A 23,700-nucleotide genomic window follows, 5' to 3' on the forward strand; every position below is an offset into this window, starting at 1 on the left:
CGGGATCATCCAATCGGGTGTCGGTTGAGGGCCGAATAGGCGCCGGTCACGTGATGTTCGAGCTGGCGCTCGATGTCGGCGAGCAGGCTCGATGCACCGATGCGGAAGAGATCCGGCTCGAGCCATTCGCGACCGAGTTCGTCCTTCATCAAAAACTGGTAGTTCAGGATGTCCTTGGCCGCGGAAATACCGCCGGCCGGCTTGTAGCCAACCTTGAGGCCGGTCCGCTCCTGATAGGCGCGGATCATGCGCAGCATGACGAGCGTTACCAGAAGGGTGGCGTTGACGCCCTCCTTGCCGGTCGAGGTCTTGATGAAATCGGCGCCCGCCATCATGCAAACGAGCGAGGCGCGCGCGACGTTGCGCAGCGTCTTCAGGTCGCCAGTCGCCAGGATTGCCTTTACATGGGCATCGCCGCAGGCGGTGCGGAAGTCGCGCATCTCGTCGTAGAGTGCCTGCCAGTTGCCGGTCAGCACGTGCTCGCGGGTGATGACGATGTCGATTTCCTTGGCGCCGTCGGCAACCGATGCCTCGATCTCCCGCAGTTTCACATCATGGGGGATGAGGCCGGCCGGGAAGCCGGTGGAGACGGCAGCGACCGGGATGCCGGATCCGTCCAGCGCCTCGACAGCCGTCGAAACGAAGCGGTGATAGACGCAAACCGCACCGGTCGTGATGCCGCGACCGCCCATGCCCATCGCGTCGAGCAGATCCTGGCGCACCGGCTGGCGCGCCTTGGCGCAGAGCCGCTTAACGCGCTCCGTCGTGTCGTCACCGTTAAGGGTGGTGAGATCGATGCAGGTGACGGCCTTCAGCAACCAGGCAGCCTGCGCATCCTTCTTGACGGTGCGGCGGCCAGGCAATGTCGCGACGCGGCGCTCGGCAGCAGACAGGTTGACGCGCTGATCCAGCACCCAGCCGAGATCGAGATCGATGCCGTTGTTGCGCGGCCAGTTATGGCCCGCCGCCGGCGACTGCGCGACTTTCGACGCGCCGGTTTTCACAGCTAGGTCTTCCAAGCGATGGCTCCTTGAACTCCCTGTCGCAACCAGCACGCGGGCATGGCCGCCGAGATCTCGATTTTGTTATTTTTCTATCGAATTTTTGTGACTATTTCATCAAAAACTGAGAGTGTCAAGCGAACCTCTCATGCTTTGACGAATTTGTAATATTTTTGCGCTGCCGCTACAGGCCCGACAGCTGCGTCTCGCCCTCTTCCGTAATGATAGAGCGAAAAACACCGATTGACGCGAAAAAAGCCGGCTTCAATTTGCCGATCTTGCTGAGATCGACAACGAGATGGCTTTCGCGCGCAAGCGAAATGACCTTCTGCTTCACCGAGACTTCGTGAAAATGCACGCAGGTGGCGCCCCGGCCCGGATCGACACCGGCCGCCGACAGAAACGCAACGTTGATGCCGAGCGATTCGAGCGTCTCCAGCCCGGAATTGCCGGAAAAAGACGCCGAGGACGGATGATAGACACCGCCCAGCATGACAATCCGCACATTTGGCTTGTGCGTCAGCTTTTCAGCTACGTTCAGCGAATAACATACTGCCGTAATTGAATAATTTTCCGGAATGAGATCAACGAGATATTCGAGCGTCGTGCCGCAATCGATGAAGATCGTCTCATCCGGACGAATGTGGCGGGCCGCGTGGACGCAGGCCTCGCGCTTGGCGGCGGCGTGGCTGTCGGCTTCGCGCGCCAGTTCGTAGGGTGCGTCGCCCTCGATCTCCGCCGCCGGAACGATATGCCCACCGAGAAAGGCGAACTGGCCCGGGTTGTCGGCGACATCGCGGCGAACCGTCATTTCCGAAACGCCGAGCAATGCAGCGGCGTCGCGCAGATGCAGCACCCTTCGCCCGGAAAGCGCGTCGGCGAGTTGAATGATGCGAGCGGTTTTACGACTGACCATGCCCTTGTCCGTGTTCGAGCCATTTCGTGGCCTCGGCGACCACGAACAATATTTGTGAAAATTATCACAAATTCTGCCTGACGAGCAAGAGGACTCACACGGCGTGTAAGGCGCTGCAACCGTTCGGGTCGTTTGTAAAGAGGTTGCGGCGGGCCGATTGGCCCGCCGTCCGGTGGTCAAGGCTCAAGCACAGGTGTCGCTTCAGGCGTCGATCGGAGCGGTTCTCTCCGAGAGCCAGCGCAATGTCTCGGCATCGAGCAGGCCATCCATCTCGCGCGCAACGCGGCTGTGGTAGGCGTCGATCCATCGCCGTTCCGCTTGGGTCAGGAGACCGATGTCGGCGAGCCGCAGATCGATCGGTACGAGTGTCAGGCTGCGGAAGCTCCGGAAGCCGTCGCCGTCATCCACGACCTCGACCTGGTTCTCGATGCGGATGCCATAGGCGCCGGCCTTGTAATAGCCAGGCTCGATGGTCGTGACCATGCCGGGTTTCAGCTCGATCTCATTGACGCGACGGTCGAAGCGCTGGGGCTGCTCGTGGACCGAAAGAAAATGCCCGACGCCGTGGCCGGTGCCGTGATCATAATCGAGCCCCAGATCCCAGAGCGGACGCCGGGCAAAGGCGTCAAGCTGGTGACCGAAGGTACCCCTCGGAATTTTCAGCGACACCATCGAAATCAGCCCTTTGAGAACGGCGGTATAGGCGCGCCGGATCTCGTCATCGACCGCACCGATCGCCGTTGTCCGCGTGGCATCGGTGGTGCCCGTCAGATACTGTCCGCCGGAATCGAGCAGGTAGACGCCGCCCTTGCGGATCAAGCCGTTGCTCTTCTCGGTGGCCGCATAGTGGCACATCGCGGCGTGGCCGCCGGCTGCCGAGATCGAGCGGAAACTCGACTCGACGAAGCTCTCGGCCATCGAGCGATAGGCGAGGATCCGTTCTTCCGCCTCGAGCTCGGTGACCGGCTTACCGCTCGCATCTCGTTCGGCGGCGTGGCGATCGAGCCAGGCGAAGAAGCGTATCCATGCGGCACCGTCGAGACGGTGGCAGTCACGAAATCCTGCAAGCTCCGTGGCGTTCTTGTGCATCTTGGCAAGCGTGATCGGGCTTTTTGCAAGCTTTACGGTCCCACCAACGGCGCGCGTGGCATGGGCGGCCGCCGATGGGGCGAAACCCGGATCGATCAGCGCCGTTCGCCCGGCCGCCAGTGTCCGAACGCGCTCAAGCAATTGGGCCGGCTCGGCCAGCGCGACCCCGTCGAGTTCGAAATCGGAAAGATCGTTCGGGAGCTTGCGATGGTCGACCAGCCATTCCGTTTGCCCGGTGCGGTCGAAGACCAGGAAAGATTGCGGCATCGGGTTGAACGCGACGTCGCGTCCACGAACATTCAGGAACCAGGCGATATTGTCCGGCTGCGCCTCGATCAGAAGGTCTGCCCCCTGTTCCGCCAGCATTTGAGCGATACGACGTTTTTTCCCGGCAACGCTTTCGCCGGAATAGGCAACAGGGAAAGCCATGATCTTGCCGAGCGGCTTTTCCGGCTGGTCGGTCCAGATCGCGTCGACGAGGTCTTCGTCGACAGGAGTCCAAAGGCCACCTGCCCCTTCCACCGAACGGCCGCAATCGGCGTCCCAGGTCGAGGGCAGCAGCATGGCGTTGAACCCAACGCGCTCGCCCTTGCGGAGATTGTTATTCAGCCAATCCTTGAGCGGTGCGTCATAGAAGTGCTCGATCGCGAAAGTGCCGAGATCCACTTCGTCGCGCACCTGCACCTGATAGCGGCCATCGACGAAGATCGCGGCACGGTCGCGCATGATAATCGCCACCCCGGCCGAGCCGGTGAAACCGGTGACGAAAGCCAAGCGGTTGTCATGTGGCGCGCAGTATTCGCCCTGATGCTCGTCGAAGCGCGGCACGACGTAGCCGTCGAGCCCGGTTTCGGCAAGCTTGCGCCGCAAGGCGCCGATGCGGCCGGAGATATCCGGCCTTGCTGTCGTATCCATAATGTCTTTCCTATCGAGTGGAGTTTCAGGCGTCGCCGATCGTTTCGGCGAAATGGCAGGCGGTCATGCCCGCACCGACTGGACGCAACGCCGGCTTTTCGCGGCGGCAGCGTTCGGTCGCGTGCAGGCAGCGCACGTGGAAGGGGCAGCCGGGCGGAATGGCGAGCGGGCTCGGCAACTCGCCGACGAGTGCCGGCGCACGCCGTCTGGCGCTGGGATCGAGCGACGGTGCTGCGGCAAGAAGCCCCTTCGAATAGGGATGCATCGGCGTTGAAAACAGCGCTTCGGAGGGTCCGATCTCGACGATCGCGCCGAGATAGATGACGGCGACACGGTGCGAAACGTGACGTACGAGCCTAAGGTCATGCGCCACGAACAGCACCGTCAGGCCCAGCTCGTCCTGAAGCTCGATCAAGAGATTGACGACCTGCGCCTGGATCGAGACGTCGAGCGCCGAGACCAGCTCATCCGCGACAAGACACGTCGGCTCCAGCGAGAGCGCACGCGCAATGCCGATGCGCTGGCGCTGCCCGCCCGAGAATTCGTGCGGATACTTGTCGGCGGCCCCTTCCGGCAGCCGGACAAGGTCCAGCAATTCATCGACCCGCCGGTCGATCGCAGCACCGTCGCGCATGCGATGCACGGTGATCGCTTCCCGCAGCGTATCGCGCACGGTCATGCGCGGATTGAGCGAGGTATAGGGGTCCTGGAACATCATCTGGACCCGCCTGTTGTAGGCGCGTCGCCGTGCACCCTTGAGACCGACGACACTTTTCCCCTCGAACAGGATGTCGCCGGCGGTCGGTCGGTGCAGCCCGGCAATCAGGCGCGCCAGTGTGGACTTGCCGCAGCCGGATTCGCCGACGATCCCGAGCGTCTCGCCGGGCATCACGTCGAGGTCGACGCCATTGACCGCCGAAACGACCTGTTGCGGGCGCCGGGCCAGCGTATCGGAGAGCGAACGTCGTTTCGCGAAGCGCATTGAAAGCGCGCGTAGCGAAAGCAACGGGGTCGGGCCTGCTTGCATGGGCATGGTCATTGCGCCGCCTCCCGCGGACCGAAATGCGCAAGCGCATCCTGAAGATGATGACAGGCAACCTGCCTGAGTGCGCCGGCGCCCTGGAGCCGTGGCCGAACATCGGCACAGTCGCCACCGGCAACGGGACACCGCGCGCTGAAGGCACAGCCGGGCGGAAGCGCGTTCAGCGCCGGCGGTGCGCCAGGGATGGAGTAAAGCGGCGTTCGCGGCGCGACATCGCGCGGGATCGAGCGCAGCAACCCCAGCGAATAGGGATGGCGCGCATCGGCGATCACCTCCGTCGTCGTCCCGATCTCGCAGAGCCGTCCGCCATACATGACCGCGACGCGGTCGCAGGTTTCGGCAACGACGCCCATGTCGTGGGTGACGAGGATCACCGCCATGCCGAGATCGCGGCTCAGCGACTGGATCAGTCGCAAGATCTGGTCCTGAATCGTCACGTCGAGCGCGGTGGTCGGCTCATCCGCGAGCAGCAGCTTTGGGTTGGAGGCAAGCGCGATCGCGATCATCACCCGCTGCCGCATGCCGCCGGAGAACTCGTGCGGGAAATCGTCGAGGCGGCTGCGCGCAGCGGGGATGCCGACGAGATCGAGCAGTTCGATCGCGCGCGCCTTCCTTCCCCTGGCGTCGAGATCCGTGTGCGCGACGAGGTTCTCCGAAATCTGCAGGCCGACGGTCAGCAGAGGATTGAGTGACGACATCGGCTCCTGGAAGATCATCGCGATCTCACGGCCGCGGATGCGTCTGAGCCGCGCCTCATCCAGCGGAACGAGGTCCTGTCCGTTCCAGAGGATCTCGCCGGCGACGCGGCCGCGCGGCCGGATGATGCCGAGGATCGAGCGCAGCGTGATGCTCTTGCCCGAGCCGGACTCGCCAACAAGGCCAAGGATCTCGCCTTCCGCCACCTGGAACGAAACGTCGTCGACAGCGACCAACGGCCGTTCTTGCATGCCGAACTCGGTGCGAAGGTGCCTGACGTCAAGAACAACAGTTTTCTTCTGTACTCTCATCTCAACGCCCCTTCGGTCGAAGCAGGTCGGCAAGCGCGTCGCCGACGAGGCTGAAGCCGAGCCCGGTCAGAACGATGGCGATGCCTGGCATCAGGCTCATCCACCAGGCCGTCAGCAGGAAGTTGCGGCCCTCGGCGATCAATACACCCCATTCGGCAGCCGGCGGCTGGGCTCCAAGGCCGAGATAGCCGAGTGACGAGCCGAGCAGGATGGCGAGCGCCATGTCGGTCATCCAGTAGACCAGAATCGGCGAGATCGCGTTCGGCAAGAGATGGCGGAAGATGATGCGGCGATCGGAATAGCCGAGTACGCGGCCGGCGGCGGCATAGTCGTTGGCCTTCTGCGCCATGATTTCGGCGCGGGTGAGCCGGGCGTAATAAACCCAGTTCACAGCGGTGATCGCCACATACATATTGACGAGGCCGGGGCCAAGCACCGCGACGATCGCGATCACCAAGACCAGGAAGGGAAAGGTGATGATCGCATCGACGCAACGGCCAAAGATCGCATCGGCTATGCCGCCATAGTAGCCGACGAAGGCGCCGACGGCGAGGCCGATCAGCAGCGCGAAGATCGTCGCGAAGAAGGCCATCTGCATATCGACCCGATAGGCCCAGATGACGCGCGAGAGTACGTCGCGCCCGAAATTGTCGCTGCCGAAGGGGTGCGCAAGGCTCGGCCCCTGCTGGATCGCCTGGAGGTCGAAGGCCAGCGGATCGTAGGGCGCAAAGACTTGCGGGAACAGCGCAAGCGCAAGCGACAGGCCGAGGATGGCGATGCCGACGATAAAGGACGGGCGGGTAAAGGCGCGGGCGAGAAAGGTCTGCAGACGTCCCCGCGTCCGCGCATGGGATTGCGTCAAGGCGGTCATGATTGGCGAAGCCTCGGATCGAGCCAGGATTGCACGACGTCCGTCAGCAGGAAGACGACGGAGACGAGCACGGCGAAGGTGAGCGTCAGGCCCTGGATCAGCGGATAGTCGCGGGCGAAGATCGCCTCCAGCATCAGCCGGCCGACGCCGGGAATAGCAAAGACCGTCTCGGTCACCAGCGTGCCACTCATCAGGTTGCCGATCGACAGGCCGAGCAGCGTTACGGTGGAGACCAGCGCATTGCGCAGCACATGCCGGGTCATGATGATGCGCGGTGAAAGCCCCTTGGCCCGGGCGAACTGCACATAATCGGCATCGAGCACCTCGATCAGCGAGGCCCGGAGATTGCGCAGGATGATCGCGGACGTGTAGAGCGCGACGCTCAAGGCCGGCAGGATGAGATGATAGAGGTTCGCGAGAAAGGTCTTGCCGTAGCCACCGACCGGGAACCAGCGCAGTTGCGCCGCCAATACGGTCAGCAACAGGAGCCCGATATAGAAGACGGGCATGGAAAGGCCGACCTGAAAGACACCGCGGATCGCGACATCGACCGAACTGTTGACACGCGACGCCGCGAGGAAGGCGAGTGGCCCGGCGAGAAAGACGGCAAGCACGACCGAATAGAGCGCTAGGAAGATCGTCGTCGGCAGCCGATCGAGAATGATCTCCGTCACCGGCGCTTTCAGCATGATCGAGCGACCGAGGTCACCAGTCAGCGTGTTTTTGACGAAGACGAGGAACTGAACCGGCAGCGGCTGGTCCAGGCCGAGATTGTGCCGGATCTGTTCGAGTTGGGCATCGGTCGCCTTGGCCTCTGCCATGGCGATCGCCGGGTCACCGGGCAAGAGGCGTACGAGTAGGAAGATGAAGATCATCACCAAAAGAAAGGTGGGGATGATCTGCAGCAGCCGTGCCACGAGATAGGAAAGTGAGGGCATGAATCCAACCTTCAACGGAAAACCGGGCGGCCTGCCGCCCGGCTCTCGCAGATCGTTTCGCTATCAGTCGGCGCGCCAGGCTTCCGAGAAGTCGTTGGCGCCGAGTGGCGTCTGTACGTAGCCTTCGATCGACTTGGATACCGCGACGGCGAATGGCGTCTCGAACAGGAAGAGCAGCGGCGCTTCCGCCGCGTAGATCTCCTGCATGCGCTTGTATTCGTCCTTGCGCTTGGCCGGGTCGGGTTCGACGTTGGAGGCCTCGAACAGCGTGTTGAATTCCTGGTTGTTCCAGCCGGTGCCGACGGCCTGGCGCTGCTTGTAGTAGCCGAGCCAGCCGGTCACCTGCGCCGGATCGTTGACATCGTTCGCCCAGCCATAGGTATGGATGTCGAAATCACCGGAGCGGTTCTTTTCGCCGCGAGTCGGATTGTCGACCTGCTCGACCTTGAGGTTGACGCCAAGCGGCGCCCACATCTGCTGAAGGGCTGTAAACAGCGTCGCGTCGTCGGCGCTGCCGGCAAGTGTCGTGAACTTCACGTCGAAACCGCTGCCGAGGCCGGCTTCAGATAGCAACTGCTTGGCCTTTTCCGGATCGTAGGGATAGAGCGGCGCAGGGCCATAGTGAAGCTGCGTCGCCGCCGACATCAGCGAGGTCATCGGCTTGCCGGTGTCGAAGGTGACGAGCTTGATCAGCACGTTCTTGTCGGTCGCGTAGTTCAGCGCCTGACGCACCTTGATATCGGCAAGCGGGTTCTTCGAGCCGTCTTTCTTCGTTTCGCGCGTATTGATCGGCGCGTAGACGATACGGGTCGAGGGGAAAAGCTCCATCTTCAGGTTCGGATCGGCGCTGAGCTCACCGACGCGAGCGAAGGGGATGAACTCGGCGGCGTCGACTTCGCCGGCCTGGAGCTTGAGGATACGGGTGGCGTCATCGGGAATGACGACGAACTCCACCTGGTCGAGATAGGGCAGCGGCTTGCCGTCTTCACCCTGACGCCAGTAGTGCGGGTTGCGGACGAAGGTCATGCTGGTGCCCTGCACGTGGCTTTTCATGACGAAGGGGCCGGACGTTACCGGGCCGGCTGCAAAGAAGGCGCGCGCCTTCTCCTGATCCGTTGCACCGGCTGCTTTTTCGAAAGCTGCCTTCGGCACGATGCCGGTATTGAAGGTTGCAAGGATCGAAATGATCGTCGGGTCGGGGTTCTTGAGCGATACGGTGATCTTGTTGCCGTCTGCGGTGACCTTGTCGACAGCGCCGAGCAGTCCTGCCCAGGGACCAAGATCCGGGTTGCGCGCACGATCGAGCGAGAAGACGACGTCGGCGCCGGTCAGTTCCGAGCCGTCGGAAAATTTCAGACCACTTCTCAGCGTCAAAGTGATGGTCTTGCCATCAGCCGAAACCTCGTGCGCCTCGGCAAGCCCCGGCACGATCGAGCCGTCAGGGCCGTTGCGCAGCAGCGTTTCATAGAGGCCGTTCACCATCCAGAGGTCCGGATTGCGGTCCGCGTAAACAGGGTCGATGACGGTCGAGTCGTCGTAGCGCGCGAAGGTCATCGCACCGCCGCGCTCGATCGCAAATGCCGAAGTGGCCGCAAGCAGCCCGAGCGTCGCGCCGAGCAGAATAGGCAATATACGTTTCATCTCACTCCTCCTTTTGACCGCAGACAGCATCGATCGCGCGCCGAACACGTTAATTGGATATTGGATCCAATTTTTCTTGGTGTTTTTTGTCGCCGACGGATTGCCGCGAAGACGTTCTTGTAGTTCCCCTTTTTAAGAAGGCCGGCATCCGATCTGATCGGCTTGCCGAACCAACTTTAGCTGAACTAAAGTACATCGATAGACGCAAGTCAAGCGGAAAGAAAATCATGCCCCTGAAGATCGAAGAGGCGCCTGACGCTGCCGAAAGCGCCTCCCTCCCGGAAACCGCGACGCCCGCCTCGCTCGGGCAAATGCTCAGGGCGCGCCGCAAGGAAATCGGCAAGACGATGAAGGACGTGGCACGCGAAGCCGGTCTGACGGAAGGCTTCATCAGCCAGATCGAGCGCGGCATTTCCACGCCGTCGCTGATCTCGCTCTACAACGTCGCCAACGCGCTCGGCACCAGCGTCGATACCTTCCTGTCGCAGCCGCCGCAGCATGGGCATTCGATGCTCTCGCGCGCCGGCGAACGCCCCGGCTACAATGTCGAGACCAAGGAGCGCGTCTACGAACTGATCGAGCGCGGCTTTCCGGGCGCGACGCTCAATGGCTGCATCACGCACATGCCTAAGGGCTACGCCTCCGAACTGACGAGCCACGAGGGTGAGGACTTCCTTTATCTGATCGAAGGCGAAATGCTCTACGAGATTGACGGCAAGGAATATCTGTTGAAGGCCGGCGATACGCTGCACTTCCCCGCCTCGCTGCCGCATCGCGCCCGCAATGTCGGCGCGGGGCCGGCCCGCGAACTCTGGGTCGGCACCACCCGGATCATAAAGGAAGACTGAGCCAGCAGGATGAAAGGCGGTGTGCGGGCCGCACGAGGCAACCCGCACGCGGCGCCTTACTGCTTGCGCGGCCAGGTGTCAGCAAGACGATAGCCGGCCGGCCACGGATCCGCCGGGTCGAGCATCACCTGGTGCGTGCCGGTGATCCAGGCGCGGCCAGAAATCTCAGGAACGATTGCCGGGCGGCCGCCGACCGTCGTTTCGCCGACGATACGGCAATTGAACGTCGAATCGATGATGGAATGGCCGCTGAAGCGCTGGCCGATCTTCATCACGCCGCGAGCATGGAGCACCGCCATGCGCGCCGAGCAACCGGTCCCAGTCGGAGAACGGTCGAGCTTGGCCGGCTGAATGACGACCGTGTTGCGGCCGTGCAGCACGCCGTCCTTCTCCTCGACCGGCAGCGTCAGCTGGCAGAAGGAGATATGGTCCCATTCCGGGTTTTCCGGATGGGAGAAGCCGAGCTGCTCGTTGGCTGCGCGAGTGATCTTGATGCCGGTTTCGGCCAGTTCCCGCGCCTCGTCTGGCGTCACCGAGAAACCGAGCGCGCGTGCGTCGGTGATGACGAAGCTGTCGCCGCCATAGGCCGTATCGACTGTCAGCGTGCCCAGGCCCTCGACCTCGAGCTTGGCATCAAGCTTGTCGGCAAAAGACGGCACGTTGGTAACGGTGATGCGCTCGGCCTTGCCGCTACGGCACTCGGCAACGACGTTCACCAGGCCGCCGGGCGCCTCGAGCACCATGCGGGTCTCCGGCTCCTGCATCGGCACGATGCCGCTGTCGAGCAGCACGGTGGAGACGCAGATCGAGTTGGAGCCGGACATCGGCGGCGTATCCTCCGGTTCCATGATGATGAAGCCCATCGTCGCGCGCGGGTTCTTCGGCGGCACAAGCAGGTTGATGTGGCGGAAAACGCCGCCGCGCGGCTCGTTGAGCACGAAATTGCGCAGCGTCTGGTCCTCCGCAATGAAACGGCGCTGCTCCCAAAGGGTATTGCCCGGCGGCGGCGCGACGCCGCCGACGATCACGTCGCCGACTTCCCCCTCCGCGTGGCAGGAAACGATGTGGACGACCTTGTTGCTGCGCATGCCCCTTCTCCTTCCGTGCTGGTGGACGGGCGCCACCCGGGCGCGCCGATGCCCTGTGCATCAGCCGCGCTCCCCCGTTTCGCCGGATGATGGAGCAACCGCGCTCGCCACCGGCAAAGAGAATCATAGAAATATTGGATCCAATATACAATCTAGAAAATTCGAACTGCTGCGACTACCGAAGGAAGGCGTCTGTTTGTAAAAAGTAACCTGAATTGCCCACGGCAAGCTGCAGCTTCCGCAAAAGTAAGGCTCAAACTTCCCAGCGCTGAAAACCGCGATTTTTCACTGGGTTAGGCAAGCGCGCCGATACCATTCCAAATAGGATGGCTTGCGAGTTCAAATTCTTGCCCGTCCGATGCATCGAGGCGCCAAGTGTCCAATCTGATGTCATGGCCGCGACTCCCCCGCCAACGGCAAGAGTACCGCCACCGAGCGCGTCACCAGCCATCATTTCACCCACGGCAATGGCCGCCTCGTTGCGGCAGACCAGATTGGCCATGCAAGCGGCAACTGCTGGTGATACTTCGGCAATCGGTCCTGCAGCGAGAACGAGCGCCGTTGTAATCCGCGCCCGCTCTACCGCGTTTCCGACGTCCTTCGCGTGGTTTTCGGCGTAGACATTCAGGGAATTGATCAGTGCGATGCGGTCGTCGAGGCTGAGGTTGGCGCTCGCGAGCGTAATTGCCGCCTTGATGCCATTGGCATTACCACCGCCGATGCCGTTGATACCGGTCATTCCCGTCTGGAATAGGGCTTTTGCCAAGTTGCCTGCAGTACTTTCGATGATTTGCGCTCGCTGTGCTGCCGGCAATACCAGGTGGCGGGCTGACGCCCGCAAATTGAGCGCGGTTGACGCGACGGGGAGGTTCAGATTCAAAACTGCGATGACTCGAACCGGCGAACCTGATGTTGCAGAGTTGAAGGCGCAGTTGGCGGCACATGATGTCGCCCTGCCGGAGTCGGGGTTAGTCGGCGGCGATGCATCCAGTCGATCATGAACAGGATCCGCTCGACGCGACCGACTTGAGCTTACGCTTCGTAGTCCTCAAACTCCCAGAACATGAACCTACCAAGCTTATTGGCAATCTCCGTCCAGGTTTCGCCTTGGGCGGAGGAGACGGTGTCGCGTATAAGCTGCGTTAACGCAACGAAATCGTACTCTTTCATAAAAATCCAGTGCCGAGCAAATTGCCTTGCGAGGAACTTCTTTGCTCGAAATTTGCCTGCTCGCGATTAAGTTGAGGCTTATAACTCGGTGGGCGAAACTGTCGCAAACCGTCTGCACTTTCGTAATACCCCCGAGACGTGATGCGATACCCTGGCCCCACCCACGCTTCGCCCATGGCCATGGTCTCGGCTCTGGTGAAAGCCCCCATACCAAAGTTAATCTTACCTTTCCGGCTAGAGCAGCATTGGCGGCGTTTGAAGCGTCTTTCAACGCGCCTCTTAGGCTGGTGGACGGCGACCACGCGGTTTATGTGACCGGCAGAAGGTCTGGCCCCATGCCCGGCCGGCCGTGCGGCCGGCCGGGCATGCGAGATCACGTGTTGAGCGATTTCACGAATGGCATCACGCGAATCCGCTTGCCGAGCGCCCTGTAGGCAGCATTGGCGACTGCCGGGCCGATGGGCGGAACGCCGGGCTCGCCGATGCCGGAGGGCGGATTGGCGGAGGCGACGATGTGAACTTCGACCTTTGGCATCGCATCGATCCTGAGCGGCGTGTAAAGGTCGAAATTGCTCTGGTCGATGCTGCCGTCCGTCAGCGTGATCTCCTCGCCGAGTATCGCCCCCAATCCAAAGCCGATCCCGCCCTCCACCTGGGCGCGGACCTGGTCCGGATTGATCGCCAGACCGCAATCGACAGCGGCGACGACGCGCTCGACCCGGATCTGGCCTTTTCCGTCGGTCGAAACCTCGGCGATCTCGGCGACAACCGAGCCGAAGCTCTCGGCGATGGCAACCCCTCGGAAGCGCCCCTCGGGCAAGGGCTTGTGCCATTCGGCCTTTTCCGCCGCCAGCTTGAGGACGGTCGCGTGACGCGACTGCGGCTCAAGCATAGAAAGACGGAATTCTACCGGATCTCGTCCTGCCGCCTCGGCCACCTCGTCCAGGAAGGTTTCGGCTGCGAAGGCGGTGTGGGTCGAGCCGACCGAGCGCCACCATAGAACCGGAACGCCGACCTCAGTTGTGGTCAAGCCCACCGTCTGGTTCGGAATGGCATAAGGCAGATTGTTGGCCCCTTCGACCGAGGTCGGGTCGACCCCATTTTTGACCATTCCGTCGAACGCAGTCTTCGCCATGATGGATTGGCCGACGATGTGGTCGCTCCACGCAACGAGCTTTCCGTTCGCATCGATGCCAGCCTTGAGGCTATGCACATAGGCGGGTCGATAGCGACCGGCCCGCATGTCATCCTCCCGAGTCCATTGCACCTTTACCGGCGCTCGGAAACCGAGGGCCTTGGCCACATGCACCGCCTCGACGACGACGTCACCGTCGAATACGGCCCGCCGGCCAAAACTGCCGCCGGTCTTCATCACATTGAGGCGTACCCTTTCGGGGGCAATCCCGGCCACCTGGCCGGCAAGCATCTGGTATACGTCAGGGAACTGATGTCCACCCCAAACCTCGAGCGTGCCGTCCTCGTTCATGCGCGCCACGGCATTCAGCGGCTCCATCGCGGCATGCGCGAGATAGGGGAACTCGAAATTTGCCTCGATTACCTGGGTTGCGCCGGCGAAGGCTGTTTCGGCGTCACCCTCGTTGCGCGCAAGCGCGGCCGGCGCCTTCTTCGCAAGGTCCCGATACGCAGACATCAGCTCAGCCGTGCCGCGCCTCTCCGCCGCCGTTTCGTCCCAATTGACAGTGACCGCCTCGCGGCCCTTAATCGCCGCCCACATGTTCTCGCCGACCACGGCAATGCCCCGAGGCGTTTCGACGATGTCGACCACCCCCTTGACGGTGCGCGCGGATGAGGCGTCGAAGGACTTTACCTTTGCTCCGAACAGCGGCGGATGAATCATCACGGCGGTCAGCATGCCGGGAAGCTTGATGTCGATCGTGTACTGCTCCGTTCCGTTTGCCTTGCCGGCGCTGTCGAAACGCTTCAGCCCGGCATTGCCGATCAGCTTCCAGTCGCTCTGCTGCTTGAGTGCCACGTCCGTGGGCACCGGCATTGTCGCCGCCTTTGCGGCGAAGACGCCGAAGCCGCCGCTCTTGCCGGATGGATGGGCAAGAGTGCCGTTCTCGACGGTGATCTCTGCCGCGGAAACACCCCATTCGGAGGCAGCGGCGGCGACCAGCATGGAGCGGGCCGCGGCACCCGCCTTGCGATAGCGCTCCCACGAGGACGCCATCGACGTGGATCCGCCGGTGCCCTGGAAGGCGCCGCCAAAGGCGAGGTTGCCATAGGCCTTCACGTCGCCGGCGGCCCCCTTCACTTCGATCGTGGACCAGTCGGCATCGAGTTCTTCCGCCACCAGTGTGGCAATGCCGTTATAAGAGCCCTGGCCCATCTCAAACTGTGACGAAAGGACGGTCACTTTTCCATCGCCGTCGATCGTGACGTAGGGGGAAAAGGCATGTGACGCGCTGGTCGTCGCTGTCTCGCCCGCTACCGCTGGGGACGCGGACAGAAGGCGAAAGCCGATGGCTATACCAGTCCCTGCAGCAAGGGCACCAATGAGGAACTGTCGCCGCGATGCCTGCGCTTTCGCGGCCGGAAGGAAAACCGATTGCATGAGTTTGGGCAGCATGGCTTTAACCCTCCAGACGCTTAGCGGCTTCGTGAATGCCGGCTCGGATTCGGTGATAGGTGGCGCAACGACAAAGATTACCCGACATGGCCCTGTCGATGTCCTCATCGCTCGGCTTCGGATTGTTCGTCAGGAGGTCCGTCGCCGACATGATCTGTCCCGACTGGCAGTAGCCGCACTGCGGCACGTCGAGATCGGTCCAGACGGCCTGAACCGTTTCCGCGACCTTTCCCTTGAGGCCCTCGATGGTCGTCACTTTTGCGCCTTCGATGTCACCGACGAAGGTCTGACAAGACCGAACCGGCGAACCATCGACATAGACCGTGCAGGCACCGCACTGCGCCATGCCACAGCCAAATTTCGTCCCTGTTAGTCCAACCAGGTCGCGGATCACCCAAAGAAGCGGCATATCCGCCTCGGCCTCGACCGTGTGTTCGACGCCGTTGATCGTTACAATTGCCATGATGCTCTCCTCGCGTTCGGGCGCGTGGTCTCGGGATGCTCATCCGGAAACCCCGCTTCACGCGCCGCAGCCATTCGCCAGACCGCGGCGGCAGCTTAGAAGACCATCCTGCACGTTGGTAGGTTCGATCCTGTCAGATTATTGCCTATTCCTCTTGGCTTGACGAAATTGTGATCATAGCAAGAGTTGCGCCAATGCGCCCGACGGCCACGCTCCGCCCGCGCTTAGCTGTTGCTCAACCGATGGAGTCGCGTCTTTTTGAATCGCTGGCGCTGAGGATTGCCTTGACGTCTCTAAGCGGCGGATGACCGAAGGCGCGCCGATATTCCCTGTTGAACTGTGTCTGGCTTTCATAGCCGACCCGCAGCGCAGCTGTTGCGGCGTCGAGCGATTCCGAAAGCATCAGTTCCCGCGCATGATGCAGGCGCAGGTGTTTCTGGAACTGCAGCGGGCTCATGGCTGTCATGGCGCGGAAATGGTGGTGCAACGTCGATACCCCCATGTTCGCAATCTCGGCGAGTTCTTCGACCCGAAGCGGACGGGCATAGTTTTCTTTCAGCCACGCGACGGCCTTTGCTACCCGGTTACTGTTCGTGCCAGCGAGCGCGAAACGCCGCAGCCGCGCGCCTTGTTCGCCGGTGAGCAGCCGATAGAGAATCTCGCTTTGGATTTGACTGGCCAGGAACGGGATGTCCGCTGGCGTGTTCGCGAGCGAAATCAGTCGCAATAAGGCGTCGAACAGTTCCGGTGTGGCAGCGCCAACCGCAACGCCGAGATCGCGTTCGGGTGCATCCGGCGGCTGTATGTCGTAATCGGAGATGATTCGACGCAGCTTTTCGAGATCGAGGCGAAGCGTAGCGGCCACATAGGGCTCACTCTCGCTCGCCTCGCAGATCTGGCCGGTCATCGGCAGGCCGATGGCGGTCATGAAGAAGCAGGATTCATCGTAAACGAGCATTTCGTTTCCGACATGGATACGCTTGCTTCCCTTGATGATGAGCGCCACGCTTGGTTCGGAGACGCTGGAAAACGGGCCGGCTGGCGCGATGATGCGATAGAGCGAAAGCCCCGGAATAGGGTGGCCGTAGCGAACGCCGTCCCATGGCAGATGCGTGAGCATGTCGAGAATTCGCGCCCGAAGGGGCGCGGTTTCCTCGCGCAGGTCGCGCTGCTGCATCATTGTCTCGCTCGTTGCCATGCCCTGACCCATCCTCCGACCCGCCCGTCAAATTGGCTTCTCATCATATTACTTTATACTACTTTGATCTCGACAGGATTAGGCAACCACAATGCCGGAGCGCGAGGCGAAGCAGCCGCGCCAGAAGGTCATCATCCAGCAGATCTGCGATCGTGCCGCAGAAGGATGCCCGCCCGGCGCCGATCAACCACGGTGGCCGTCACCCTGCGCCACCGCCAGAAAGTGGCGCAATGGCAGAAATCATTTCTTCTTTCCAACGCCTAGTCATCGCCATTCAATAAAACGATCTTAGAAATCGTTATTGGAGAGCTTTGCCATCCGTGCGCGATCGACCGGTAGCTCCAGGCGATACTTTATGTGATCTTTTGATCGCTTGGCGTGGGCAACTTGAGGTTCCTTTTGGGAATCGAGGTTTACTCTTGGACTTTCCAAGCCAATGATATCAATGGGTTGCGCAGGAGGTTGGGCAACTTGAGCTTATTTTCGACACTGTTGCCCGACGCCTGAATTGGACCTATGACCATTGACCAAGAGCGCGAAAACGCTTCCAAATTCGCCGAGCCACATGGTTCGGCCAGCAGGGTTTGAACACGATGAAACTCGATGCCGTCGATGTCAGGCAAGTGGCCTCAGCCGCCGATATCGTCTATGAAGCCTTGCGCAAGGCGATCATCGAAGGCGACCTCGCCGAAGGCGAGAACCTGCGCCAGGACCACATCGCCCAGATGTTCAACACCAGCCGCATTCCGGTGCGCGAGGCGCTTTCGCGCCTTGAGCAGCATGGGTTGATCACCACAGAGCGCTACAAAGGCGCGGTCGTCGCCGGGCTTTCGATCGAGGAAATCGAGGAGATTTTCGAGTTCCGCGCGCTGATCGAAGCCGAAGTCATCCGCCTCGCCGTGCCCAATCTCGATCGCCGCACGCTCGAACTTGCACGCCAGCATTGCGAGGAGTTCGAGCGCGAGGAAAATTCCGACCGGTGGGGCGAGATCAATCGCAACTTCCACTATAGCCTCTATGAGGCAGCGCGCCGCCCCTACTACCTGCAGATCGTGCGCGCCTCGCTCGACCGCATCGATCGCTACCTCAGAGCGCAGCTGACGCTGACGTCAGGCGTTGCCCGGGCGCGCCGCGAGCACAAGGCGATCTTGGACGCCTGTATCGCGCGCGACGCCGGACGCGCCAGCGAGCTCACACGCGACCATATCCTCGACGCGGGCCGCTCGCTGACGATCTTCCTCAGGGAACAAAGAGGTTAGCCTCGTCGCTTCGTCGTTCGATGTCATAATAGTTTGATTTACATATCGTTTTATCCTGTTTCATTCCGGATCGACGCTTGACCCTTCACACCAGGATACCCGTGGAAATTGCGCTGAGCCTTGAGCTCTCCTCAGTTGACAAGCGGCCCGGAAGCCTGAAAAGTGAAGCCCCTATCGAGACCGGCAGCGTTGGGAGGACTTGATGTCTGTGCGCGCGTTTTTCGGCCTTTTCACCCTCCTTTTGTCTCTTCTGACCATCGGAAGTCTCGCCATCGCGCAGGAGACCGGCCGCCAGGTCGAGATAACGCGGGATGGCGACTATTTCGGCTTCGACCTCCGCACCGAGCAGAACGTCTCGCTCGATGAGTGCCAGCAGACCTGTATCGCGGATCAGTCCTGCCGCGCCTTCACCTACAATCCCAAGGTGAAGTGGTGCTTTCTCAAGTCCGACTACAACCAGCTGAATTCCTTCCCGGGCGCGATCGCCGGCAAGATCGTGCAGCCGCAGGCCGCCGAAGCCGATATCGGCGCACCGCCGCGCCTCAAATTCCTGTCGGACCAGATCCTGCAGGACGCCCGCAACACCAAGGCCAATCTCGCGCTGGCCGACGACCAGCAGGGCTTGGGCGTCAATACGCTCATCGACATGGCCCGCGGCCAGGCCGGTATGGGCAATATCGAAAACGCGCTGAAGGCCTTCCAGGGAGCCCTGGCGATCACACCCGATGACGCCGAGCTTTGGCTGGAAGCGGCGCGCACCGCAAACCGCATCACCAACAACTCGGCCGTTTCGATGCAAGCGGCGATCGCCGCGATCAACGGCTACGAGCTGACTCGCACCACCGAGAGCCGGGCGCATGCGCTTGCCGTCATGGCGAAATCGCTCGAAGGCGCTGAAAACTATCGTGCCGCATTGGACGCTTACAAGGCGAGCCTGGAACTGGTGAAGGCGAAATCGGTCGAGGCCGCCTATCTCGATCTCAAGCAGCGCAAGGGTTTCCGTGTCGTCGAACATACGATCGATTCCGACGCGGCCACACCGCGTGCCTGCGTGCAGTTCTCCGAACAGCTTTTGAAGAGCGGCGGTGACTACGCCTCCTTCGTCACCGTCAACGGCGCGGCGCCGAAGGCGCTCGAAGCCAAGGGCGACCAGATCTGCATCGAAGGCCTTTCGCATGGTGAACGTTACAAGCTGACGCTCCGCACCGGCCTGCCCTCCACCGTCGACGAGGTGCTGGAAGCGCCCGTTACTCTCGACATCTATGTTGCGGACCGTGCCCAGATGGTTCGCTTCACCGGCGACAGCTTCGTGCTGCCATCGACCGCGCGCCGCGGCATCCCGATCGTCTCCGTCAACACCGACAGCGCCAAGCTGAAACTCTACCGCGTTGGCGACCGCAGCATCGCACAGGTGCTGCAAAGCTCGCAGTTCCTCACCCAGCTCGACGGCTACAGCGCCCAGCGCATCGAAGACGAGAGCGGCGAGCTCGTCTGGCAGGGCACAATCGACATCGAGCGCAACGTCAACAAGGAAGTCGTCACCAGTTTCCCGGTCGATGAGGCGCTGCCCGAGCGCAAGCCCGGCGTCTATGTCCTGACCGCGGCGCCGACCACCGGCGTCAGCCAGGAGTGGGACGCGCGCGCGACGCAGTGGTTCGTCGTTTCCGATATCGGCATCTCCACCTACGCCGGCACCGACGGTTTGAACGTCTTCGTGCGCTCGCTTGCCACCGCCGAGCCGATTGAAGGCGTCGAACTGCAGCTCGTCGCCAAGAATAACGAGATCCTCGGCACCGCGACCAGCGATGGCGACGGCCGCGTCACCTTCACGGCGGGCCTGATCCGCGGCACGGCGGGTCTGACGCCGGCGGTCATCACCGCGAAGAAGGGTGAGGACGACTACGTCTTCCTCGACATGAGCCGCGCCGGCTTCGACCTCTCCGATCGTGGCGTCACTGGCCGTGCGGCCCCCGGCGCCATCGATATTCTCGCCTGGACCGAGCGTGGCATCTACCGCGCCGGCGAGACGGTGCATGCCGCAGCGCTTGCCCGCGATGTCGACGGCATTGCGATCGAGAATCTGCCGCTGACCTTCGTGTTCCTCCGGCCAGATGGCGTCGAATATCGGCGCATGACCAGCGCCGGCGGCAAGCTCGGCGGCCATACGCTCGACCTCGACACCCAGGCAAACGCCATGCGCGGCACCTGGACGATGCAGATCTTCACCGACCCGAAGTCCCCGGCGATCGGCGAGAAGCAGTTTCTGGTCGATGACTTCGTGCCGGATCGCACCGAGTTCGAGCTGACGAGCGACGCCAAGGAAATCGCCGTCGGCGAAACGGCAAGTGTGGCGGTCGACGGGCGCTATCTCTATGGCGCGCCGGCAGCCGGTCTCGAGCTCGAAGGCGAAGTGACGATCAAGCCGACGCGAGAAAGCGCTGCCTTCAAGGGCTACTCCTTCGGTCTCGCCGATGAAGAGGCAAGCGAAGACACGCGCCTTCCGCTTGAGGAACTCTCGCCGCTCGACGAGGAAGGCAAATCCAGCTTCGACGTCCTGCTCGACGAAGTGCCCTCGACCACGCAGTTGCTCGACGCCACCGTCACCGTCCGCATGCGTGAAGCCGGCGGCCGTGCCGTTGAGCGCTCGTTGAAGCTGCCCGTGCGGGCCGAAGGCCCGATGCTCGGCATCAAGCCGGAATTCGAGGGCGAACTCGCCGAGAACTCCGTCGGCAAGTTCCGCGTGATCGCCGTCGATCCCTCGGGCGCCAAGGTCGCGATGCCCGGGCTACTCTGGAAGCTGATCAGCGTCGAACGGGACTATCACTGGTACCGCGACGGCAGCGCCTGGAAATACGAACCTGTCGTCACCACCAAGCAGGTGGCTAACGGCAGCGTCGACTTGACCGAAGACGGCGGTGAGATCGCCGTTCCTGTTGGTTGGGGACGCTATCGCCTGGAAGTCGAGACAGCCTCGATCGATGGTCCGACCTCGAGCATCGAATTCGACGCCGGCTGGTATGTCGCGGCCACTTCGACAGAAACGCCCGACGGCCTGGAGATCGCGCTCGACAAGGAGAAATATGCGGTCGGCGACACGGCCAAGCTCAAGGTCTCGCCGCGCTTTGCCGGCGAATTGCTGGTAACCGTCGGCACCGAGAACCTGATCACGACCCAGACCGCATCGATCGCCGCGGAAGGCGGCGAAGTCGAGCTGCCGGTTACCGAAGCCTGGGGCGCCGGCGCCTATGTCACGGCGACGCTTTACCGCCCGGGCGATGCCCAGGAGAGCCGCATGCCGATGCGTGCCATCGGCATCAAATGGCTGTCGGTCGATCCGGCCGAACGCAAGCTCGCCGTCACCCTCGATGCGCCGGAGAAGATGGAGCCCCGCAAACCGCTCGACATCAGCCTTCAGGTCGCCGGTGCCGGCGCCGACGAGGAAGCCTATGTGACGGTGGCCGCCGTCGACGTCGGCATTCTCAACCTCACCCGCTACGAGGCACCGGATCCGGAAGCCTGGTACTTCGGCCAGAGGCAGCTCGGTCTCGAAATCCGCGACCTCTACGGCCGCCTCATCGACGGCTCGCTTGGCGCCACCGGAAAACTGCGCACCGGCGGCGACGGCGGCCAGGTCGCGCTCCAGGGCAGTCCGCCCACGGAAAAGCTGGTCGCCTTCTTCGAAGGGCCTGTGCAGCTCGACGGCGACGGCAAGGCGACCGTCAGCTTCGATGTCCCTCAGTTCAACGGCACGGCGCGGCTGATGGCCGTCGCCTGGACGAAATCCGGTGTCGGCCACGCCACCCGCGACGTGGTGATCCGCGATCCGGTTGTCGTCACCGCCAGCCTGCCGAAGTTCCTGGCGCCTGGAGACCGGTCCGAGCTGAGGCTCGACATCGCCAATACCGACGCGCCGGCCGGTGAATACCAGATCCAGGTTACGACCAGCGGTCCGGCGACCGTCGAACAACCGGGCACAGGCAACACGGTAACCCTGGATCAGGGTGGCCGCTCGGCGGTAACCTTGCCGGTGGTGGGACAATATCCCGGCAATGGCGTCGTCACCGTGACGCTCACCGGCTCCAACGGCCTTTCGCTCGAACAGTCGCTCGATCTGCTCGTGCGTCCGGCGACCTTGCCGGTTACTCAGCGCCAAGTGGTCGCGATCGCGCCCGGAAGCAGCCTGACGGTCGACGGGCAGTTGCTCGCCGACAGCATCCTGCAGGGCGCCTCGGTCAACCTTAGCGTCACCCGTTCCGCGGCCTTCGACATGCCGGCGCTGCTGATCACGCTCGACCGCTACCCCTATGGCTGCGCCGAGCAGACGACCAGCCGCGCGCTGCCGCTGCTCTATCTCAGCGAGCTCGCGAAACAGTCCGGACTCGCCGATGACGAAGGCGTGACGAAACGGGTGCAGGAGGCCATCTATCGCGTTCTCTCCTACCAGTCCTCGTCGGGCAGCTTCGGTCTCTGGGGTCCGGGCTACGGCGACCTCTGGCTCGATGCCTATGTCACCGACTTCCTCACCCGCGCCCGCGAGCAGAAATACGACGTGCCCGAGGCCGCGATGGTCCAGGCGCTCGAAAACCTGCAGAACGGCGTCAGCTACGACACCAACGCCAAGGATCGCGGCAACGAGATCGCCTATGCGCTCTATGTGCTCGCCCGTAATCGCAAGGCGGCGATCAACGATCTGCGTTACTACGCCAACACGCTGATCGATGACTTCCCGACACCGCTTGCGAAGGCGCATATCGCCGCCGCGCTGGCGCTCTATGGCGACGCTCAAGGGTCCCAGGACACATTCGCCAAGGCGGCGAACATGTCGACGGGCCTCGTCAATGTCAGCCTCTCGCGCTCCGACTACGGCTCGTCGCTGCGTGACAACGCGGCCGTGTTGGCGCTCGCGGCTGAAAGCCGCCCGGTCCCGCCGATCGTTCCTGAGCTGTCGAAGACAGTCGCGCGCGAATGGGAGCAGAAGACCTATACCAGCACCCAGGAACAGGCCTGGATGCTGCTTGCCGCCCGCGCCATCCAGAATGGCGACGAGGACATGGCGCTTGACGTCAACGGCGCATCGAAGACCGGCAGCTATACGGCCCAGATGACCGGCGATGCGCTGGCGACCCATCCGGTCGTGATCCGCAATCAGGGTGCCGATCCGGTCTCGGCCGTGGTCACCACGGTCGCCGCGCCCGCCCAGCCGCTCTCGGCCGGCGGCGACGGTTTCACCATCGAGCGCACCTACTACACGCTCGACGGTGCGGAAGCTAACGTCATGGAAGCACGGCAGAACGAGCGCTACGTCGTCGTGCTCAAGATGACGGAGACCAACGACTGGCCGTCGCGGGTGCTCGTCACCGATCTTCTGCCGGCCGGCTTCCAGATCGATAATCCGAGCCTCGTCGATAGCGCCCAGCTCAGCAACTTCGAATGGCTCGGCGAAATTACCGCGACCCACACGGAGTTCCGCAACGACCGCTTCGTCGCGGCGATCGACCGGAGCACCGGATCCGCGCGTGATGTCACGCTCGCCTATGTGGTGCGCGCGGTGACCCCGGGTGTCTACGACCATCCGGCAGCCACCGTCGAGGATATGTACCGGCCGCAGCTCTCGGCCCGCACCGCGACCGGTCGCATGGAGGTGCTCGCGGCGCAATAGGCCAG

General features: G+C 62.5%; 16 protein-coding genes and 1 pseudogene. 3 read left to right on the plus strand and 14 right to left on the minus strand.

All coding sequences use genetic code 11. The features are described 5' to 3' along the window. Positions 1–5: 5 nt before the first annotated feature. The 8 genes from deoC to AC0C6X_RS06575 form a co-directional block, all read right to left on the minus strand. Positions 6–1,019 carry a deoxyribose-phosphate aldolase gene (deoC, locus tag AC0C6X_RS06540; protein WP_472952273.1) on the minus strand — a complete coding sequence of 338 codons (1,014 nt, stop codon included), beginning with the start codon at positions 1,017–1,019 and terminating at the stop codon, positions 6–8. Between the two features lie 166 nt (positions 1,020–1,185). Continuing rightward, entirely contained in the window at positions 1,186–1,917 is a 732-nt protein-coding gene (locus AC0C6X_RS06545; protein WP_247959589.1) for a DeoR family transcriptional regulator, read from the minus strand. A 201-nt stretch (positions 1,918–2,118) separates the two neighbouring features. Further along, positions 2,119–3,921, minus strand: a complete 1,803-nt coding sequence (locus tag AC0C6X_RS06550; protein WP_472952274.1) for an aminopeptidase P family protein — start codon at positions 3,919–3,921, stop codon at positions 2,119–2,121. 25 nt (positions 3,922–3,946) lie between these two features. After that, positions 3,947–4,960: an ABC transporter ATP-binding protein gene (locus AC0C6X_RS06555; protein ID WP_472952275.1), complete on the minus strand. Its 1,014-nt coding sequence runs from the start codon at positions 4,958–4,960 to the stop codon at positions 3,947–3,949. Next, positions 4,957–5,970, minus strand: coding sequence for an ABC transporter ATP-binding protein (locus AC0C6X_RS06560; protein WP_472952276.1), 1,014 nt, complete (start codon positions 5,968–5,970; stop codon positions 4,957–4,959). Before AC0C6X_RS06560 ends, AC0C6X_RS06555 begins: the two co-directional genes overlap by 4 nt. 1 nt (position 5,971) lies before the next feature. Further along, positions 5,972–6,841 carry an ABC transporter permease gene (locus AC0C6X_RS06565; RefSeq protein ID WP_472952277.1) on the minus strand — a complete coding sequence of 290 codons (870 nt, stop codon included), beginning with the start codon at positions 6,839–6,841 and terminating at the stop codon, positions 5,972–5,974. After that, positions 6,838–7,779, minus strand: a complete 942-nt coding sequence (locus tag AC0C6X_RS06570; protein WP_247959585.1) for an ABC transporter permease — start codon at positions 7,777–7,779, stop codon at positions 6,838–6,840. The genes AC0C6X_RS06565 and AC0C6X_RS06570 overlap by 4 nt, the downstream gene beginning before the upstream one ends. A gap of 63 nt (positions 7,780–7,842) precedes the next feature. Beyond that, complete coding sequence (locus AC0C6X_RS06575) at positions 7,843–9,420, minus strand: ABC transporter substrate-binding protein (RefSeq protein WP_247959584.1); 1,578 nt, start codon at positions 9,418–9,420, stop codon at positions 7,843–7,845. 227 nt (positions 9,421–9,647) lie between these two features. Between AC0C6X_RS06575 and AC0C6X_RS06580 the strand changes: the two genes are divergently transcribed. Next, positions 9,648–10,268, plus strand: coding sequence for a helix-turn-helix domain-containing protein (locus AC0C6X_RS06580; RefSeq protein ID WP_173518659.1), 621 nt, complete (start codon positions 9,648–9,650; stop codon positions 10,266–10,268). A gap of 56 nt (positions 10,269–10,324) precedes the next feature. Here the strand turns inward: AC0C6X_RS06580 and AC0C6X_RS06585 are convergent, their stop codons facing one another. From AC0C6X_RS06585 to AC0C6X_RS06610, 6 genes and pseudogenes are all read right to left on the minus strand, one after another. Continuing rightward, positions 10,325–11,356 (minus strand): trans-3-hydroxy-L-proline dehydratase, encoded by a 1,032-nt coding sequence (locus AC0C6X_RS06585; protein WP_173518660.1) that lies wholly within the window; start codon positions 11,354–11,356, stop codon positions 10,325–10,327. 253 nt (positions 11,357–11,609) lie between these two features. Further along, entirely contained in the window at positions 11,610–12,236 is a 627-nt protein-coding gene (locus AC0C6X_RS06590) for a hypothetical protein (protein WP_247959583.1), read from the minus strand. 152 nt (positions 12,237–12,388) lie between these two features. Next, positions 12,389–12,538 (minus strand): annotated as a pseudogene (locus AC0C6X_RS06595) (Imm8 family immunity protein); the annotation flags it as partial. A 361-nt stretch (positions 12,539–12,899) separates the two neighbouring features. Next, positions 12,900–15,116 (minus strand): xanthine dehydrogenase family protein molybdopterin-binding subunit, encoded by a 2,217-nt coding sequence (locus tag AC0C6X_RS06600; RefSeq protein WP_472952278.1) that lies wholly within the window; start codon positions 15,114–15,116, stop codon positions 12,900–12,902. Positions 15,117–15,120: 4 nt separating this feature from the next. After that, positions 15,121–15,579 carry a (2Fe-2S)-binding protein gene (locus AC0C6X_RS06605; RefSeq protein WP_247959581.1) on the minus strand — a complete coding sequence of 153 codons (459 nt, stop codon included), beginning with the start codon at positions 15,577–15,579 and terminating at the stop codon, positions 15,121–15,123. Between the two features lie 235 nt (positions 15,580–15,814). Further along, complete coding sequence (locus AC0C6X_RS06610) at positions 15,815–16,777, minus strand: AraC family transcriptional regulator (protein ID WP_173518665.1); 963 nt, start codon at positions 16,775–16,777, stop codon at positions 15,815–15,817. A gap of 593 nt (positions 16,778–17,370) precedes the next feature. On the opposite strand from AC0C6X_RS06610, the gene AC0C6X_RS06615 reads away from it, so the two are divergent. Both AC0C6X_RS06615 and AC0C6X_RS06620 read left to right on the plus strand, forming a co-directional pair. Beyond that, complete coding sequence (locus AC0C6X_RS06615) at positions 17,371–18,036, plus strand: GntR family transcriptional regulator (protein WP_173518666.1); 666 nt, start codon at positions 17,371–17,373, stop codon at positions 18,034–18,036. Between the two features lie 202 nt (positions 18,037–18,238). Continuing rightward, on the plus strand, positions 18,239–23,695 hold the full coding sequence (locus tag AC0C6X_RS06620; protein ID WP_472952279.1) for an alpha-2-macroglobulin family protein: 5,457 nt from the start codon (positions 18,239–18,241) through the stop codon (positions 23,693–23,695). The last annotated feature ends 5 nt before the right edge of the window (positions 23,696–23,700 follow it).

This window comes from Ensifer sp. VA4 (assembly GCF_055710065.1).